General features: G+C 67.3%; 28 protein-coding genes. All 28 read left to right on the top strand.

Features of this window, described 5'->3' with window-relative positions:
- Positions 1-52 precede the first annotated feature (52 nt).
- On the top strand, positions 53-523 hold the full coding sequence (locus tag ABZ281_RS00860; protein WP_356650766.1) for a hypothetical protein: 471 nt from the start codon (positions 53-55) through the stop codon (positions 521-523).
- A gap of 92 nt (positions 524-615) precedes the next feature.
- Entirely contained in the window at positions 616-972 is a 357-nt protein-coding gene (locus tag ABZ281_RS00855) for a hypothetical protein (protein ID WP_356650764.1), read from the top strand.
- A gap of 3 nt (positions 973-975) precedes the next feature.
- Positions 976-1,719: a hypothetical protein gene (locus tag ABZ281_RS00850; RefSeq protein ID WP_356650762.1), complete on the top strand. Its 744-nt coding sequence runs from the start codon at positions 976-978 to the stop codon at positions 1,717-1,719.
- Between the two features lie 91 nt (positions 1,720-1,810).
- Positions 1,811-3,694, top strand: coding sequence for a DNA polymerase (locus ABZ281_RS00845; RefSeq protein WP_356650760.1), 1,884 nt, complete (start codon positions 1,811-1,813; stop codon positions 3,692-3,694).
- A gap of 22 nt (positions 3,695-3,716) precedes the next feature.
- The gene (locus tag ABZ281_RS00840; RefSeq protein ID WP_356650758.1) at positions 3,717-4,094 is read left to right on the top strand and encodes a hypothetical protein; all 378 of its coding nucleotides are present in this window, start codon (positions 3,717-3,719) and stop codon (positions 4,092-4,094) included.
- The gene (locus ABZ281_RS00835; RefSeq protein ID WP_356650756.1) at positions 4,091-4,501 is read left to right on the top strand and encodes a hypothetical protein; all 411 of its coding nucleotides are present in this window, start codon (positions 4,091-4,093) and stop codon (positions 4,499-4,501) included. Before ABZ281_RS00840 ends, ABZ281_RS00835 begins: the two co-directional genes overlap by 4 nt.
- Positions 4,502-4,703: 202 nt before the next feature.
- Positions 4,704-5,750, top strand: a complete 1,047-nt coding sequence (locus ABZ281_RS00830; RefSeq protein WP_356650754.1) for a hypothetical protein — start codon at positions 4,704-4,706, stop codon at positions 5,748-5,750.
- Positions 5,750-6,064: a hypothetical protein gene (locus ABZ281_RS00825; protein WP_356650752.1), complete on the top strand. Its 315-nt coding sequence runs from the start codon at positions 5,750-5,752 to the stop codon at positions 6,062-6,064. The genes ABZ281_RS00830 and ABZ281_RS00825 overlap by 1 nt, the downstream gene beginning before the upstream one ends.
- Complete coding sequence (locus tag ABZ281_RS00820) at positions 6,064-6,429, top strand: WhiB family transcriptional regulator (protein WP_356650750.1); 366 nt, start codon at positions 6,064-6,066, stop codon at positions 6,427-6,429. The genes ABZ281_RS00825 and ABZ281_RS00820 overlap by 1 nt, the downstream gene beginning before the upstream one ends.
- Positions 6,411-7,319 carry a hypothetical protein gene (locus ABZ281_RS00815; protein WP_356650748.1) on the top strand — a complete coding sequence of 303 codons (909 nt, stop codon included), beginning with the start codon at positions 6,411-6,413 and terminating at the stop codon, positions 7,317-7,319. Before ABZ281_RS00820 ends, ABZ281_RS00815 begins: the two co-directional genes overlap by 19 nt.
- Positions 7,316-7,783 carry a hypothetical protein gene (locus ABZ281_RS00810; protein WP_356650747.1) on the top strand — a complete coding sequence of 156 codons (468 nt, stop codon included), beginning with the start codon at positions 7,316-7,318 and terminating at the stop codon, positions 7,781-7,783. Before ABZ281_RS00815 ends, ABZ281_RS00810 begins: the two co-directional genes overlap by 4 nt.
- Position 7,784: 1 nt before the next feature.
- Positions 7,785-8,363, top strand: coding sequence for a crossover junction endodeoxyribonuclease RuvC (locus ABZ281_RS00805; RefSeq protein ID WP_356650745.1), 579 nt, complete (start codon positions 7,785-7,787; stop codon positions 8,361-8,363).
- A gap of 65 nt (positions 8,364-8,428) precedes the next feature.
- Entirely contained in the window at positions 8,429-8,716 is a 288-nt protein-coding gene (locus ABZ281_RS00800) for a stage V sporulation protein S (protein WP_356650743.1), read from the top strand.
- 117 nt (positions 8,717-8,833) lie between these two features.
- Entirely contained in the window at positions 8,834-9,202 is a 369-nt protein-coding gene (locus ABZ281_RS00795; protein WP_356650741.1) for a hypothetical protein, read from the top strand.
- 2 nt (positions 9,203-9,204) lie between these two features.
- Positions 9,205-9,480 carry a hypothetical protein gene (locus tag ABZ281_RS00790; protein ID WP_356650739.1) on the top strand — a complete coding sequence of 92 codons (276 nt, stop codon included), beginning with the start codon at positions 9,205-9,207 and terminating at the stop codon, positions 9,478-9,480.
- Positions 9,477-9,668, top strand: a complete 192-nt coding sequence (locus ABZ281_RS00785) for a hypothetical protein (RefSeq protein WP_356650737.1) — start codon at positions 9,477-9,479, stop codon at positions 9,666-9,668. The genes ABZ281_RS00790 and ABZ281_RS00785 overlap by 4 nt, the downstream gene beginning before the upstream one ends.
- 5 nt (positions 9,669-9,673) lie before the next feature.
- Positions 9,674-10,414, top strand: coding sequence for a hypothetical protein (locus ABZ281_RS00780; RefSeq protein WP_356650735.1), 741 nt, complete (start codon positions 9,674-9,676; stop codon positions 10,412-10,414).
- Positions 10,411-10,980: a hypothetical protein gene (locus ABZ281_RS00775; RefSeq protein ID WP_356650733.1), complete on the top strand. Its 570-nt coding sequence runs from the start codon at positions 10,411-10,413 to the stop codon at positions 10,978-10,980. The genes ABZ281_RS00780 and ABZ281_RS00775 overlap by 4 nt, the downstream gene beginning before the upstream one ends.
- 5 nt (positions 10,981-10,985) lie before the next feature.
- The gene (locus ABZ281_RS00770) at positions 10,986-11,279 is read left to right on the top strand and encodes a hypothetical protein (RefSeq protein WP_356650731.1); all 294 of its coding nucleotides are present in this window, start codon (positions 10,986-10,988) and stop codon (positions 11,277-11,279) included.
- Position 11,280: 1 nt separating this feature from the next.
- Complete coding sequence (locus ABZ281_RS00765) at positions 11,281-11,532, top strand: hypothetical protein (protein ID WP_356650729.1); 252 nt, start codon at positions 11,281-11,283, stop codon at positions 11,530-11,532.
- Between the two features lie 112 nt (positions 11,533-11,644).
- Positions 11,645-11,893: a hypothetical protein gene (locus tag ABZ281_RS00760; protein WP_356650727.1), complete on the top strand. Its 249-nt coding sequence runs from the start codon at positions 11,645-11,647 to the stop codon at positions 11,891-11,893.
- A gap of 1 nt (position 11,894) precedes the next feature.
- Complete coding sequence (locus ABZ281_RS00755; RefSeq protein WP_356650725.1) at positions 11,895-12,299, top strand: hypothetical protein; 405 nt, start codon at positions 11,895-11,897, stop codon at positions 12,297-12,299.
- Positions 12,296-12,469, top strand: coding sequence for a hypothetical protein (locus ABZ281_RS00750; RefSeq protein ID WP_356650723.1), 174 nt, complete (start codon positions 12,296-12,298; stop codon positions 12,467-12,469). Before ABZ281_RS00755 ends, ABZ281_RS00750 begins: the two co-directional genes overlap by 4 nt.
- Positions 12,470-12,493: 24 nt before the next feature.
- On the top strand, positions 12,494-13,720 hold the full coding sequence (locus ABZ281_RS00745) for a fibronectin type III domain-containing protein (RefSeq protein ID WP_356650721.1): 1,227 nt from the start codon (positions 12,494-12,496) through the stop codon (positions 13,718-13,720).
- Positions 13,721-13,731: 11 nt separating this feature from the next.
- Positions 13,732-14,037, top strand: a complete 306-nt coding sequence (locus ABZ281_RS00740) for a hypothetical protein (protein ID WP_356650719.1) — start codon at positions 13,732-13,734, stop codon at positions 14,035-14,037.
- Positions 14,037-14,582: a hypothetical protein gene (locus tag ABZ281_RS00735; protein WP_356650717.1), complete on the top strand. Its 546-nt coding sequence runs from the start codon at positions 14,037-14,039 to the stop codon at positions 14,580-14,582. Before ABZ281_RS00740 ends, ABZ281_RS00735 begins: the two co-directional genes overlap by 1 nt.
- Positions 14,582-15,322 carry a peptidoglycan recognition family protein gene (locus ABZ281_RS00730; RefSeq protein ID WP_356650715.1) on the top strand — a complete coding sequence of 247 codons (741 nt, stop codon included), beginning with the start codon at positions 14,582-14,584 and terminating at the stop codon, positions 15,320-15,322. Before ABZ281_RS00735 ends, ABZ281_RS00730 begins: the two co-directional genes overlap by 1 nt.
- A gap of 2 nt (positions 15,323-15,324) precedes the next feature.
- A complete protein-coding gene (locus ABZ281_RS00725) occupies positions 15,325-15,606 on the top strand; it encodes a hypothetical protein (RefSeq protein ID WP_356650713.1) in 282 nt (93 codons plus the stop codon).
- The last annotated feature ends 44 nt before the right edge of the window (positions 15,607-15,650 follow it).

Here is a 15,650-nt window from a genome sequence, read left to right as displayed (position 1 = left end):
CGGCACGGAGCTATGGAGTAGCTCCTTCGCTTAACCCCTACGGGAGCATTGCGTGCCTGAAGAAAACAATCCCACGGCCGCCCCGCAGCCTCAGCGAATTCCGTTCGACCCGATCATCCCGGTGTTCCGGGAGTGGGCTGTCCTCAAGGCTCAGGTAACCGAAGAGACTTCGCGGCTCAACAAGCTCCGCGACAAAGTCTCCGGCGCGGTCGAACAGCGCGGGTACACCGACCACAAGGGAAGTCAGTACCTCGATCTGCCCTTCCCGGTGCCCGCCGGCGACCACGAGTACATCCGCATCAAGCGGGAGCGCCGCGTTTCCGTCGCCGCCGACGAGGAAGCCGCCGAGCGGATTCTCAAGGCCAAGAGCGAGGCACTGTACCGCCGGGCCTTCCCGCCCGTGCCGACCCTGGACGCGGACGAGCTGTACGTCTTGCTCCAGGAAGGCCACCTGAGCGAGGCCGAGATGGACGAGATTCTCGTTCAGCGGGAGACCTACGCGTTCCGGGGACTGACCTCGTGATTGGCCCCCCGCGGCAGCCGCTCGACGTGTACCCCGGAACGGCACGTCCCCTCGGAGTTCCCCACCCCGCCCTGACCCCGAGCGTCGGGGAGGTGTCCCGCTGGGACGAGGACCCCGTCTACAAGAAAATCAACGGCCAGTTCCGCGAGTTCTTCGCGATCAGCCACATGGCCGCAGCGCTCGGCCGGTCCACGAAAACGCTCTACAAGTGGGAATCGCTCGGCCATTTCCCCGGCGCGACCTGGATCTACAACAGCGAATCCAAGAACGGCCGGCGCCGCCTGTACACGCGGCGGCAGATCGAAGGCGTCATCGCCATCGCCTACGAAGAGGGCGTCCTTTCAGGGACGAAGCGATTCATCTCGCACACCCAATTCCCGGCTCGCTGCCACGAATTGTTCAGGCAGACGCGCGCCGTCCTGCCAGAACCCGTTGAAGACTGGAGCTGACTCATGCCCGAAGCCCGTACCTACGGTCGTCGTCGTGCCGTCCCCGCCAAGCCGGCGGCCGAGAAGCCGGCCCCCGCTGCCAGCTCGGAGAAAGCCGTCTCCCGCCGGGAGGTCATCACCGGCCGCGTGGTGAAGTCCGGTTCGGCCCCCACCACCCAGGCCGGCTGGGACGACGTCGACAAGGTCGCCTCCGCGGCCGGCGGTGGAGACCTGTACCTCAAGGTCAACGAGAACCGCATGGTCATCAAAATCCTCGGCGACGGCCCGTTCGATGTCTTCGCGAGCCACTGGATTGACGAGATCGAGGACGGCTCCAAGTCCGTGCGCTGCTGGGGCAACCCGACCTGCCCGCTGTGCCAGATCGGCGACAAGGCCAAGCGCTTCTCGGCGTGCTTCGACGTCGTGTCCCTGGAGGACCCGGAAGTCCCGGTCATGAAGGTGTGGGACGTCGGAATCAAGATCGCCCGCCAGCTCAAGGAGATCGCGGCCGACGACAAGCGCGGCCCCCTGAACCGGCCCGACCTGTACTTCACCATCCGCAAGGAGACGAAGAAAAAGAGCGTCGAGTACACGCTGGAGCGGGTCAAGGAAAGGGACCTGGACGAGGAGTACAACGTCGCCCCGCTCGGCGAAGAGGAGCTGCGCACCTTCCAGGCCGAGTGCCACGAGTACGGCGACAAGGTCAAGGAGCCGCTCGACGAGGACGGCATGGAGGAGATCGTCCGCCTGCTGATGGACGACGCCTGACCGTCCCCGCCCCCGAAAGCTGCCCGCGCCGGCCGTCCCCTCGCTTCTGCCGGCGCGGGCTTTCCCGTCTCTCCACCGGCCCGGGGTACTCGTGCAGCTCATCACCGACACCGTTCAACTCGAAGACGCCGTCGCCCACTTCAGGAATCAGGACGGCTTCGCATTCGACGTCGAGACCACCGGCGCGTACCGCGGAGTGCCCGCCGTCAACGAGGTCGTATGGATCTCGCTCGCCACCGACGGCCGCACCGTCGTCATTCCCATGGGGCACCCCAACGGGTACCACCTGCTGCGGAAGGCGACCCGCCGGAAGAACAAACGCACCGGCGAGTGGGAACACCTCCCCGCCGAGTGGGAGGAGCCACCACCACAGCTCCGCCCCAGCACCGTGTTCGACGCCCTGGAGGAGCTGCTTTTCTCCGACCGCATGAAAATCGCCCACAACGCGCCTTTCGACCTGCTGTCGGTCGCGAAGTACTACAAGGGGAAATACCCTCCGCCGCCGTACGGGGACACCATCGTCGGCGCGTGGATGCTCAATGAAAACCGGCCCATCGGCCTCAAGCCGCTCGACAAAGAGCGCTGGAACCTGGTCTACGACCTGGAAGAAGTAGGCCGCTGCATCGAGAAGCACGGCTTCGGCACGGTCGCCGACTACGCGTACATGGACGCGGCCTCCACCTGGCTCCAGTGGCTCCAGATCCGGCCCGGTATCACCGCCGAGGGCCTGGAGGACACGTGGGCCCTGGAGATGGACGTCCTGGCCTGTCTCCTCCACATGGGCTCGGCCGGCGTCCCGGTGGACATCAAGGCCCTGGAGCAGCTCCGCGCCTCGCTGCGTGAGCGCATGACCCAGTGCGAGGGCGACGTCTACCGCGCGGCCGGCAAGGTCTTCAACATCGGCAGCACCCCGCAGAAGCAGCGCATCCTCTACGAGGAGCAGGGCCTGCGCCCGCGGAAGCTCACGAAAAAGGGCGCCCCCAGTACCGACGCCGAGGCCCTGGAGCCCTACAAGGGCCGCAACGACGTGGTCGACGCGATCCTCTCTTACCAGGAAGTCACGAAGATCCTCTCCACCTACGTGGAGGGGTACCTGGGCAATCCCGAGGACGACAAGCCGACCCAGATTTTCAACGGCCGGATCTACCCCATCCTCAAGCAGTACGGCACGGTGACCGGGCGCTTCAGCTCCTCGAAGCCCAACGTCCAGAACTGGCCCAGGGCGGAGACCGAGTGGGGAAAGGCCATCCGCGACCTGATCGACCCGCTCGAAGGCTTCTGCCTCCTGGTTGCGGACTATGCCCAGATCGAGCAGCGCATCTTGGCCCACTTCGCCGGCAAGGGCGCCCTGTGGCAGGGGTTTTGGGACGGCGTCGATGCCCACACCGCCACGGCCGCCGCGGTGTTCGGCGTGGCTCCCGAAGACGTCACCAAGCAAATGCGGCAGGTCGCCAAGGCCATCGCGTTTGCCATCAACTACGGCGCCGGCCCGCAGAAAGTCGCCGACATGTCCCACACCACCCTGCGCCGCGCGAAGCAGATCCTGGCCGAGCACGAGCGGCAGTTCCCCGAGGTCTACGCCTACAAGAAACGCTTGCTGCGCACGGTCCGCTCGCGCCGGCCGGAGCCGTTCCTGCGCACGCTGCTGGGCCGCAAGCGCCGCCTGCCCGACCTGCTGTCGCACGACCACGGCCGCCGCGGCAAGGCGGAGCGCCAGGTCGTCAACTCCCACATTCAGGGGTCGAACGCGGACATCACCAAGCTGGCCCTGGTGCGCCTGCACAAGAGCCTCCTGCCGGGAATGCAGATCCTGCTCACGGTCCACGATGAAATCGCTGCCATGTGCCCGGTGGACATCGCGGAAGAGGGCGCCAAGGTGCTGCACGAAGCGATGGCCGGCCCCGACATGCAGCTCCTTTCCGTGCCGGTCACCACGGACGTGAAAATCTGCAATCGCTGGAGTGAAGCCAAATAATCATTCGATCTACTCTGGCAGCATGCCCGACACCGAAATCTCCGAAGCACCGGCCATCTTCCGTGGAATGCTGCGCGACGTCGTCGCATGCAGCGACTACCACGAGGTGTGCCGGATGCTCGGCCTGGTGCCCGCCGGCCCGGAAGTGGACCAGGTCGAGCACTACAAGTCGCATATGCGGATCGAAGAGTTCAACACGGTGGCCGACGAAGTCTTCCCCCACGCCGATATCGCGGCCGACATGCTGTACCGGCTGGTGCGACTCAACCGTGACGGCGAGGACGACGAGATTGACGAGGATGACCCGGAACGCGCGATGTTCACGGTCGTCAGCCGCACCGCGGTAGCCACTGTCATCGGCCACCTACTCGAAAAGGGAACCCTGGGAGTTTCGCGATGAGTGACTTCTGGCTCAACAAGCTCCGTGAGGCAGGCGGAGCAGCGCCCGCGCCGGCCGTCCCCCAGGCCGGCCTCACGCCCACGGGCGCCCCGTGGTGGGCTCACCCCACCTACGGCCCCGCGCAGCCCCCGGCGCAGCCACAGCAGCCCGCCCAGCAGCCCCAGGCGGTCTACCAGACGACGAAGGCGCAGTCAGCCAAGTCCCACGAGATCTGCCCTTCCTGCGGCAGCGACGAGTACTGGCGGCCCACCGTCAACGCCCAGGCCCGGTGCAACCAGTGCCACTACCCCGTCCAGAACTCCACCCAGGGCGTGGCCATCTCCAACCGTGACGCACCGGCGAGGGCCTCGCTGCACCAGCCGAAAGGCGCCGGGTACCGGCCCGACGTCATCGTGGGCCGGATGTGAGCCGCATTCTCCTGCTCTGCGCCACCGTATGTCTTGTCGCCGGGGCGGCCCTTTGCATCTGGTCGGCCGTGGACACCGCCAGCGATCCGCGCGTGCACCACTGCTACGGAACGGACGACGAACCTGCGGGCTGCCCGTAAATAGAAAATAGGCCACCCGTTTGGCGCTGTGCGGTCATTTTTTCGGTCCATACGGTCGTCGTATGCCGCTCAGTAATGAGGCCCGCGCCGTCATGGCGCAGATCAATAAGAAACATGGCCCCGGCTCGGTCGTCGTCGCCTCGACGATGCCCGCGGTCTCGCGATTCACCACCGGCTCCCTCTCCCTCGACGTCATGCTGGGAGGGGGCTGGCCCGCGAATCAGTGGAATGAGATTCTCGGCGCCGAAAGCTCGGGGAAGTCCACGATCGTCCACAAGACGATCGCAGCGAATCAACAGCGGGACCCGGAATTCCAGACGTTCTGGGTCGCCGCCGAGCACTACGACATCGAGTGGGCGGCCACCCTCGGCGTGGACGTCGACCGCGTAGCGGTCTACTCGACGAACGCGATGGAAGACGCCTACACGGCCATGCTGAATGCCGCGGAGTCCCGCGCATTCGACGCCGTGGTCCTCGACAGCTACCCCGCCCTGGTGGCCGACGACGAGGCCGAGAAGGACATGGACCAGGCCACCATCAGCGCCGGGGCCCGCGTGACAGGCCGGTTCTTCCGCAAGGTCGGCTCAGCCACCCGCCGCAGCCTCGTCGACAAAGAGCGCCCCCTGCTGGCCCTGATCATCAATCAGTGGAGGGACCAGATCGGGGGATGGTCACCGGCCGGCATGACGCCGAAGACCTCACCGGGCGGCAAGGCCAAGAACTACGCGTACTACACGCGCCTTGAAGCCTCGCGCACGGAGTGGATCGACGAGAAGCGGCCGGGCGGCGGAAGTCTCCGTGTGGGCCAGGTCATCAAGATGAAAACGATCAAGTCGAAGTCCGCGGCCCCGCAGCAGGTGGCCTCCGTCCGCTTCTACTTCGCCGACTCCACTTCCGGCATCTGCAAGGGCGACTACGACACCGCCGCCGAGATGGTCACGATGGGCGTCCTGTACGGCCTGATCACCCTCGCCGGGGGCTGGTACAAGTACGCGGGTCATCAGTGGCAGGGCGAGAAAAAGATGCGGGCTTCCTTTCTGGAAGACCTCGACCTGCAAGAGCAGCTCGCCGCGGACGTCTTGGCCCTGGTGCAGCCCGGTGCGGCCTGATGGACCGCCGAATCAAAGCCTCGCGCACTCAGGAGAAGCGACTTGCCCACAAGGTGGGCGGGGTCACCACGGCCCGTTCCGGCGCCGGGTGGGCGGTGAAGAACGACGTCCGGAACAACAAATGGTCCATCGAATGCAAGACCACGTCGGCAGCCCGCTTCGGCCTCACCAACCGGGATCTGCTGAGCGCCGAGAGGCACGCCCTCCTCGACATGCGGGAAATGGCCTTCGCGATCGAGATGTGCGGCAGGCACTGGGTCGTCATCTCGGAAGAAAATTTCCTGCGCTTCCTGGAACTGGAGGCGGACACCTAATGGGAATCCGCGCCGTCATCAACGCCCCGGACTGGTCCCCGAAGCACCACCGGGGAGAAGCCAAATGCCGCGACGAATCCCTCACCCCCAGCCGCCGGCGCGACATTTTCTTCTCGGACGAAACCTTCGCCCTCGACGTGTGCAACGGCACGTACGACGGCGCCATTTGCCCCCGCCGCGCCGAATGCCTCCACGTCGCCATGGTCAACCGCGAGAACTACGGCATCTGGGGCGGCATGACGCCCGAAGCCCGGCTCGCACTGCGCATGCGCTACCCGGCTATGCCCGAGCGCTGGACCTGGCATCCGCCCAGCGACGACGTCACCCCCGAACAGCAGGAGACCCAGTGGCCCCACGCGTCGTGAAGGGCGGCCCCGCCTTCACCGAGTACATCGCCGCCTCGAAGATGGCCGAGCCCCTCTTCGGAGACCTCCAAAAGCACGTCCTGGACAAGGCCGCCAAGCCCTCGGGGCGCCGGCAGGACGTTCTCCACCCCAGCGAGATGATCAAGAGCGACTGGTGCCACCTCGCCGCCTTCCACCGATTGCGCCTGCTGGCCGAATCTCCGGACCGGCAACGGACCACCTTCACCCGCGAGAACATCTTCCAGGAAGGCCACCAGACCCACTCGAAGTGGCAAACGTGGCTCCGCGAGATGGGACGCCTCGCCGGCGACTGGTATTGCCAGTACTGCGAGGACGTCTTCTGGTGCGACACCACCCCCGACGGCTGCGGTGCATGCGACGCACCCCCCGCGGCCCTGCTGTACGCCGAAGTCCCCTTGAACGCCCACCCCTTGCGGATCGGCGGCAAGGCGGACGGCTACGCCCCGCAAGACGGTGCCCTGATCGAGATCAAGACTCTCGGCCTGGGCTCACTGCGGTTCGAACGGCCCGAATTCCTGGCCCGCTACGAAGTGGAAACCGAGCACGGAAAGGTCCATGACCTGACCCGGCTCTGGCGGGACTTCCGCCGGCCGCTGCCCAGCGCGGTACGCCAGACCCAGCTCTACATGTACCTGGCCAACCACTTCGAAGATCTGCCGTGCGACCGCACGGTGTTCTTCTACGACTTCAAATCCACCCAGGAAACGAAGTCATTCACCGTCACCTACGACGAATCGTTCAGCGAGCCCCTCATCGAAGCCGCCGCGGCGATCGTCGACTGCCTCCAGACGGACACCGCGCCCTTCTGCAACATCAACGGCCGCTCCGGCTGCCCTTCGTGCCTGGAATTCAAGGAGGACAACAAGTGAGTGCTGCCGACGACCTCTGGGAAAAGCTCGAAAAGCTCGGCTTCGAGAAGGAAGAAAAGCCCGACGGGTTCATGCCGCAGCTCCCCGCGGACATCACCTCCCTCGACGACCGCCAGCTCATGACGCTGTACGGCGAGTACGTGAGCTGGACCGCCTACGCCGCCATGCGCCTGGTCGAGGCCCGCACCAACGTCCGCGCCGCCAAGCAGAACCTCGACTACAGCAGCGCCCGCGCCGCGCTCGCCGCCTCCACCGAGAAGACCGTCGCCGGCCGGAAGGCCGCCGCCGCCGCAGACGACCACGTCCAGGAAGACGAGAAGCGCCACCTCGACGCCGTGGCGCTGGCCGAGGGCCTGGAGATGGTCCACAAGAACGCAGAGGCCCGCGCCCAGTTCTGCTCCCGAGACCTCTCCCGCCGGCAGAACTCCACCGCCGACAGCCGCTACAGCAAGTGGGGGACCTGACGTGCCCCGCTACGCCATCGGGATCGACCAGTCGTACTCCGGCTGCGCGATCGTCCGCTACAGCCCCACCGACGGCACCGCCTCCGAGACCATTTTCGACTTCTCGCCCAAGCAGGTCGGCACGGGCATCCGGCGCCTCGTCACCGTCCACGCCCTGCTGCGCGAGCACTTCGCCGTCATCGAGCGCCTCGGCCAGATCACCCACATCTGCTACGAGGGTTACTCCTACGGCTCCAAGTTCAGGCGCGAGGAGCTGGGCGAACTCGGCTGTGCGCTCAAGCTGGCCCTGGCCACGCAGTTCCCCATGCACCTCGAACGCCGTATCCACGCCGTCGCACCGACCACCGTGAAGAAGTTCGTGACCGGCAGCGGCAGGGCGGACAAGGACAAGATCATGCTGGCGGTGTACATGCGCTGGCAGCATGAGCCGTCCAGCAACGACGCGGCCGACGCCTATGCACTCGCCCGGATCGCCGACGCCCTGGCCACCCCGGAGCCGCCCGAGCTGAAGTTCCAGCAGGAAGTGCTCGCCACGATCCGCAACCCCCCGAAGAAGACCCGGGCCAAGAACGCTGCATAACACGCGGTAATTGCTCCGCCATACGCTCCCTGCATCAGCTCTAAAATGCAGGGAGCGTATTTGTCGTGCAGACTCAGCCCGCCGAGGTGAAGGAGAAGGAGTTCCGCGTCAAGAGCGTGACTCCCCCTCCGGAGCTTGGCTCCGCGATTGCCCACGCAATCAAGTCAGGTCACCAGGTCGTCCTCAAGGCCGTTGGCGCCGGCGCCATCAATCAGGCCGTGAAGGCTATCCCCATCGCCCAGTCGTTCGTGTCTTCCTTCGGAACGAAGCTGATTGAGGAGATCACCTTTTTCCGCAGCAAGACTCCGGAAGGCGAGATCCTGGGCATCGCGATCCGCGTGATGGGCACGTGAATATCGCTCCGAAAATCCGAGACCTAAACTCGCCACATCAGGCCCACTCACTGCTGACTCACACACTGCTCATGTTCTGACTCCCCCGGGCCACGCAACGCCGCGCGGAGGAAGATCATGACGCACTGGACTCCCCCCAACCGAGGAAAGACCAACCTCGGTGGCCCGCTGTCCACGGGTCAGTTCCCCACCATGGGCGACGAGCTGCACCGAGTGACCTGGATTCGCCCCGAGAGCGGCCAGACCGTCAGCCGCCAGGGCATGTCGAAGTCCGGCGACGGCGATCTCGGCCGTAACACGCACCGCAGCAACCGCACGACCTCGTCCGCCGAGACCTTCGGCCCGGCCGGCGTCGTCCAGGTAAAGCGGTCCCTGCACGGACCCGGCTGCGTCTGCTGCGCGACCACCGGCCGCTACCGCATGCCCAGCGCATTCGGCAGCCAGGACCAGTTCCGCGGGGGCGCCGCCACCGGGAAGCGAGGCTGACCATGTGGCCTCTGCTCGCCGGCGTCGCCGCCAGGGTCGGACTGTCCACCGCGGCCCGCGGTGCAGCCACCACCGCCACGCGCTCGGCCGTGACCTCGGCCGCGTCGAGCGGCTCCATCAGCGCCGGCACCGCCAGCGCCAGCTCCGGGAGCCGCCTGCTGTCCGCCACGCAGTTCGCCAACGTCGGCGCCAACGCGTTCTCCGGCGGCGGGAGCAGCCGGTCGCAGGGGAGCCCACAGGCCCCCGTAGGCGACCAGGCGGGGTGGTTGCGCTCGTGAGCACCGCAGTCACCTCACCCAGCCCGGTGGCCGATTTCCGCAGCGCCATCCGCATGACCGGCACGACCGATGACGGCTCCCTCGCCCCGGCACCGCCGACGAACGCGGGCAGTACCACGACCGCCACCGCACCACACGACAGCACCGCAGCCGCCGAGTTTGCCCACGGAGCCACCACAGGGAGGTGACCCCCATGCCGGAGTTCAACCCGGACCAGTTCCGCCAGAACTCGTTCGACGGTTTCGGGGAGCGCCCCATGCGGCCCTACCGCACCTCGCGGCCCCAGCCGGCCAGCGACCCACAGCCGGCCAGCACGCCCAGCGGCTGGACCCAGCCCCAGCTTCCCGACCCGCCCGCCGCCCCGGCCAGCCCTGCCCGCCTCACCCCGGCCGCTCAGGCACGCGCCGACATCTCCGCCGCCCGCGCCGAGACCCGTACGGCTCGCGTGGCCACCGCACAGGCCAACGCCCAGGCCGCCACCCACCGCCAGACCGCGGCAGAGGCCCGAGCAACCAAGGCCCAGCAGCGCGCCGCACAGGCCACCCGCACGCCCCCGCGCGTGGACCCCAGCTCGGTGCCCGACCTCACCCCGCCCCCGCTGCCTGACACCCCCAGCGGGCCCGGACGCCGGGCGCCCATCAACAATCTGGCGTACCGGAGCACGAGCATGCGGTTCGGCCCGCCCCCGGCGCCGCCCGAGCCCGCTCCCTCCACCGTCCCCCCGCGTCCGACCAGGCCGGCCCGGCCGCCTGCCCCGCCGTCCTCCACCAGCCGCCCCGGCCGCGTCACCCCGGGCATGGCCCGCGCCGGCCGCGCGGCAGGCGTCGGCGTCTTCGTCGCCGCCAAGGCCCTTCAGTCCATCAGCCGGCCCGCCACCGACCCCAAGCGCTCCGGCAACCCTCTCTACAAGACGAACCAGGGGTGGATGCGATGAGCTACCCCAACCGCGCAGGCGCCAACTCCAACATCATGTACAACCCGCCCTACTCCCAGGCGCAGGCGGGTGCGATCACGTACACCGGCGGCTCCGGCGGCACACTCATGTCCGGCGCCCGGGACATCCTCGACGCGCGCCGGCTGATGGACACCGGTCACGTGCCCAGCGCGGAGTACCCCGACGGATACCTCGGAACGATCGGCGCCGGCACCCGCCGCCAGGACCGGCTCCTGAACAACATCGGGAACAGGGCCACCCAGAAGTCGTACCAGCGTGGCGTGCACAAGGGCGAGAGGATCGACCCGGCCGACTACTACTGGACCGCAGACGTCCACCCGGCCGCCGCCCTCCAGGCCCAGGCCCGCGGCGAACGCTGGACGCAGCACGGCTCGATGATCGGCTCGCCGCTGGTCAACGACGGCAAGTCCGAGACGCTGGTGTCGACCCAGTCCCGGTTCGCGACCGCCCAGCGCGTCTACACGCAGGAGATCACCCCCTCCTACACGGCCATCAACGAGCAGCGCCGTCAGCAGCTCCTGCGCTTCCAGCCGGCCTGGAGGTGACGGCCGTGCTGCAACAGGACTCCATCTACGCCCGCCGGCCCTGGTCCAGTGCCCGGGAGCAGCAGGTCAGCGACGCTCTGCGCGAGTGGACCGACATGCCCCCGGACGCCGTCCGCCGCATGAAACCGCCCATCCCGAATATCGGCAGGACACCGCCGCGATTCGGATACGCCCAGCACGTGCTCTCCATCACGGACATCGCACGCCTCGACGACGTGTACCCCGGCGCCCGCGTGGACTTTTCGCAGCGCCAGTCCGGGTATTCCGGGACCTCTTTTCCAGCGCTGGGAGTGATCTGAAATGCCCAAGGCCACGAGCCTTACCGACCGCCGCAAGCACGGCCGCGGAGACAACTCCACCGGCGTCGTCGGTGCCAAGAACAACCTCCAGGACCAGCGCACGGCCGGCCGGTATTCGCCGAAGACGCCGTCCGCCCGTTCGGAGTTCGAAGCTGGCGTCTCGGCGGGGCGGCCCATGGCCAAGGGGGTTCCGGCAGGCGGCTCGAAGAAGAGGGCGGCCCCGGCCGTCAGGCGGCTCGGAGAGAAGAAATGAGCATGCGAGCACTGTCCAGCTTCCTGGTCTCCATCTCCCAGCGGCTGAAGGCGAAGTGGGCGGCATTCCGCGCCCGCCGCCGCGCCAACCAGAGCAGAAAGGCCCCGCCGGTATGAGCTACGCACCGAACCGCCCTCTGGCGGGAGAACTCAACGAAGGTCTGACCGACGGCACCTACAAGAAGATCAACACCGACCGCGGGGGAGGCGTCGAGCCGACCACCTACGCCGTCCGCCAGGACCTGAACGACCTCTGGTACGGCGTGCACGAGACGGCCGTCAAGCGGCGCCCGGACGGCATTGCCACGCGGACTCCCGGCTACGTGCCGAACCCGCCGGCGCACCTCTACTTCGGGATGTGACGTGAAGCGAGACCACGAAGTACTCATCTACCCCCCGGCATTCACGAAGCGGATGCTGGGCGCGGGCCTGAGTATTTTCACGGCTGCCGCTGCGCTGCAAAAGGCCCTGGGTTCAACACCGTTCTCGGTGGTCGACGCACCAAGCGATAGCTGCGCGTATTACATCGCGCTCATCTACACCACCCTCGGCGTCGCTCTGGGAGTGGTCTCGGCGATGTACTCCCTGAAGACATCCAGCCTGCGCCTGATGGGCTATCTCGGCGCCTACCTCCTCGCGTTCGCCGCGGTCAGCCTGTTCAACAGCCCCGCAACTCCGTGGATGCAGCTCGCCAACGTCGTGTCGTTCATCGCCATCTCCCTGGCCGCTTTCTCGGCCTGGCTCCGATACCGGCGGGAGGGCCCATGACGATGTCCGACGTGGCTGCGCAGATGGTTTCCATCCTCATCAGCGCCATCGGCCTCGTCATTTTCCGCCTGATCGCCAAGTACCTCCCGGAAGACCCCGAGCCGGTAGTACGCCCCCGCAGAAAGCCTGCTCGAAACAACGACAGCGAAGACGACGACGCCCAGGTCTGAGTCACGACGTGAAAGGCCGTCTTGATGGCGAACGAGAAGTGGAACCTCAATACGACCAGCGCCCTGACTGCCGAAGCCGGCAGCCCGGTCGGCCTGGTCAACCCCCCGCGCACCGCGGAACAGCATGTCACCGACCGCCCCGCCGACTACGGAGAGCAGGTCGTCCCGCCCAAGCCTCTGTGGTACCTCGACAAGGACGCCAACCCGCACTCCCGCGGCGTCACGGAGCCCTACAAGGTGCTGCTGTTCTGGCGCTCCAACATCGGCGACATGGCCGCCGACCTCGACGACAGCTACTACATGGGCGTCAGGGGCCTCCAGGGCATCGGCGTGGCCGGACACCTGGTCACCGTCAACGGCACCGGCGAGATCTACCAGCCCGGCAGCGAGTCCTCGGCCACGATCACCCAGTACTGGGACAACACCGACCCGGAGAACTCGGTACTGACCGAGATCGAACCCGAGACGGAGTACACCTTCACCGTCGCCGCCCACAACCAGGCCGGCGAGTACGGGCCCGCCTCGGACCCGCTGACCCTCACCACGCCGGCCGTGGGCTACGAATTTCAGCACGTCACCCTTCCGCCCCGGCCCCCGAACGACATCGACTACGCGGCCCCGCTGCCGGTCATCACCTCCGCCGGGGGCGGTGGAATCCAGCTCCGCTGGACGAAGATCGCGAACGTCACCAAGTACGAAATTTTCGACAACACCAGCCAGGACACCACCGAGGCCATGGACCTCACCCGCATCGGGCTCAACGAAAGCGACGTCAAGCTCGGCGAGGTCAACCAGCCCGGCGCCGGCACCACCGTCGTCACCTTCACCACGCCCAACTACACCGTGCCGCGCCACCGCTTCAGCCTCAAGGTCCGAGCCGTGCGCACCGACACCAACGGCACCGCGGTCAGCGAGTTCTCCACCCCGCTGCGCGGCACCATCCCCGCGTCCAACAACGCACCCGGCAAGCCCGGCGCACCGACGTTCACCACGGCCCCCACCTCGAACGGCCTGGTCGAGATCACCATCGCGCCGCCGGCCATCGGCACCGTGAACGGCCCGCCCGAGTGGTACGCGCTCTACGACGGCACCCGCAAGGTCGCGACCGTCAACGCCCCCCTGGGCACCGCCCCGCACGTACAGCTCCAGTACGCGGCTGGCCAGACCTACTCCTTCACGACCGTCGCCGGGAACAGCGCGGGCATCAGCCCCGCCTCCAACACCCTGGCCGGCACCATTCCCTCGTCCTGAAAGGCCAGCACGTGAGCACACCCCCCACCATCGGCCGCACCGTCCACTACCGCGCCTCCGCAGACGACGCGGTCCGGATCAACAAACGCCGCAAGGACGCCTACAAGAGCGGCGCCTACGCCCAGGAAGACGGCACGATCGCCCACGTCGGCAACGACGTCTCTGAAGGCCAGATCTTCCCTGCCGTCGTCGTGCGCGTCTGGGACGTCGGCACGGCCAACCTGCAAGTCCTCCTCGACGGCAACGACACCTTCTGGGCGACCTCCCGCAAGGAGGGCGAGGACGTCGGCACCTGGCACTGGCCGGAGCGTGTGTGATGACGGGCGCGCACACGTGCCCGCGCCGCATGCACGAGATGGGCCCCTGGAAACGAGAGGAAGGGCTGGACGCCTGGACGAGCGGACACGGCGGCCCCTCCTGCTCCTTCTGCGGCTCCCTGCACCCCGACCGCTTCATGAAACTCGTGCGGGACGGATGGGTCGTCGGGCCCACCGACAAGAACTACAAGGCTTACCTCTCCCGCCCGCTGACCGACGAAGAACAGGCCGTCCACAAGGCCCGCTGGCTGGGCGGGTTCACCGCCCAGGAGCTGCGCGACTCGGCACTCGCCAGAGGCGAGACAGCGGACGCCACGCACGCCGCGCTCGAAGCCGCGTACTACGCCCAGGTCGCCCCGCTCACGGCCGGCAGCAAGGAAGCCAAGTTCTACTTCCAGCACCTCACCCACCAGCAGCAGCAGGAATTCGTCGACCTGTACCGCACCGAGCGGATGGAGGTCGGCTACCCCGGCCGGTTCTACCAGCCGCCGTTCTTCATGCAATTCGCGACATCTGAACGGAACTCCCCGCAGGAGGGTGCGTAATGGCAACCCCTCTCACCGCCACCGCCTTCCTCAACGCCCTGCGCTCCGAGGGCATCACTGTCGTCGAGGTCGGCTCCTGGCGCACTCACAACCGCAACTCCAAGGGCGCCTGGGGCCCCGTCCACGGCGTCCTGATCCACCACACCGTGACCAAGGGCACCCAGAACACCGTCACCATTTGCCGCACCGGCTACACGGCCCTGCCCGGCCCCCTGTGCCACGGCGTCATCGGCAAAGACGGCGTGGTCTACCTCGTCGGCTACGGACGCGCGAACCACGCTGGCGGCGGAGACCCCAACGTCCTCCAGCAGCTCATCAACGAGAGCTACGGCACCGCCCCCGCCAAGCCCACCAAGGGCAACGCCGACGGCGTGGACGGCAACGCGCGGATGTACGGCTTCGAATGCGAAAACATGGGCGACGGAAAGGACCCGTGGCCGGCCAAGCAGATCGAAGCCATCGTCCGCGCCTCCGCAGCCATCTGCCGCGCACACGGGTGGAGCGCCAAGTCCACCCTCGCCCACGCCGAGTGGTCCCGGGACAAGATCGACCCCAAGGGCTTCACGATGCCCTCCATCCGCGACCGCGTCGCCGAGCGGCTCAAGCACGCGGCGAACTGGAACCCGACCACCCCCACCCCTCCCCCGGTTTCCACCATCGAGACGAGGGTGGCCGCCCTTGAAAAGCTCATCGCGGCGCAGGAGAAGCGCATCGTCGCTCTGGAAAAGAAAGCGGCCTAGAAATGACCGTGTACGACGTTCTGGTCTCGCTGTGGCGGACCGCGGTACCCATCGTCGTCGGCTGGGTGGGCGCGCTCCTCGCGCACATCTACATCGACGTCGATGAGCAGGCTCTCTCACAGTCCCTGGCCGCCGTGTTCGCGGTGGTCTACTACGGCCTGTTCCGCCTGCTCGAAGCCAAGGTCAACCCGGCCTTCGGCTGGCTCCTCGGGCTGGCCCGCCCGCCCGCCTACACCAAGCCCGACCCGACGGTGACCCCCTGGGGAAAACCGCCGGCTACCTGATTCATTTTCGGGACCCCTAGGGTGACCGACGCCGGAACGCCTGC

The organism is Streptomyces sp. NPDC006265, from assembly GCF_040613555.1.
Lineage (GTDB): Bacteria > Actinomycetota > Actinomycetes > Streptomycetales > Streptomycetaceae > Streptomyces.
Note: the sequence above shows the minus strand (reverse complement) of the source record. Positions and strands in the feature narration are given on the sequence as shown.

What these genes read in the sequence shown, in the direction of transcription:
- ABZ281_RS00850 (WP_356650762.1), top strand. Translation starts at nt 976, where the DNA reads ATGCCCGAAGCCCGTACCTACGGTCGTCGTCGTGCCGTCCCCGCCAAG.
- ABZ281_RS00840 (WP_356650758.1), top strand. Translation starts at nt 3,717, where the DNA reads ATGCCCGACACCGAAATCTCCGAAGCACCGGCCATCTTCCGTGGAATG.
- ABZ281_RS00835 (WP_356650756.1), top strand. Translation starts at nt 4,091, where the DNA reads ATGAGTGACTTCTGGCTCAACAAGCTCCGTGAGGCAGGCGGAGCAGCG.
- ABZ281_RS00830 (WP_356650754.1), top strand. Translation starts at nt 4,704, where the DNA reads ATGCCGCTCAGTAATGAGGCCCGCGCCGTCATGGCGCAGATCAATAAG.
- ABZ281_RS00825 (WP_356650752.1), top strand. Translation starts at nt 5,750, where the DNA reads ATGGACCGCCGAATCAAAGCCTCGCGCACTCAGGAGAAGCGACTTGCC.
- ABZ281_RS00820 (WP_356650750.1), top strand. Translation starts at nt 6,064, where the DNA reads ATGGGAATCCGCGCCGTCATCAACGCCCCGGACTGGTCCCCGAAGCAC.
- ABZ281_RS00795 (WP_356650741.1), top strand. Translation starts at nt 8,834, where the DNA reads ATGACGCACTGGACTCCCCCCAACCGAGGAAAGACCAACCTCGGTGGC.
- ABZ281_RS00790 (WP_356650739.1), top strand. Translation starts at nt 9,205, where the DNA reads ATGTGGCCTCTGCTCGCCGGCGTCGCCGCCAGGGTCGGACTGTCCACC.
- ABZ281_RS00780 (WP_356650735.1), top strand. Translation starts at nt 9,674, where the DNA reads ATGCCGGAGTTCAACCCGGACCAGTTCCGCCAGAACTCGTTCGACGGT.
- ABZ281_RS00775 (WP_356650733.1), top strand. Translation starts at nt 10,411, where the DNA reads ATGAGCTACCCCAACCGCGCAGGCGCCAACTCCAACATCATGTACAAC.
- ABZ281_RS00765 (WP_356650729.1), top strand. Translation starts at nt 11,281, where the DNA reads ATGCCCAAGGCCACGAGCCTTACCGACCGCCGCAAGCACGGCCGCGGA.
- ABZ281_RS00760 (WP_356650727.1), top strand. Translation starts at nt 11,645, where the DNA reads ATGAGCTACGCACCGAACCGCCCTCTGGCGGGAGAACTCAACGAAGGT.
- ABZ281_RS00750 (WP_356650723.1), top strand. Translation starts at nt 12,296, where the DNA reads ATGACGATGTCCGACGTGGCTGCGCAGATGGTTTCCATCCTCATCAGC.
- ABZ281_RS00745 (WP_356650721.1), top strand. Translation starts at nt 12,494, where the DNA reads ATGGCGAACGAGAAGTGGAACCTCAATACGACCAGCGCCCTGACTGCC.
- ABZ281_RS00735 (WP_356650717.1), top strand. Translation starts at nt 14,037, where the DNA reads ATGACGGGCGCGCACACGTGCCCGCGCCGCATGCACGAGATGGGCCCC.
- ABZ281_RS00730 (WP_356650715.1), top strand. Translation starts at nt 14,582, where the DNA reads ATGGCAACCCCTCTCACCGCCACCGCCTTCCTCAACGCCCTGCGCTCC.
- ABZ281_RS00725 (WP_356650713.1), top strand. Translation starts at nt 15,325, where the DNA reads ATGACCGTGTACGACGTTCTGGTCTCGCTGTGGCGGACCGCGGTACCC.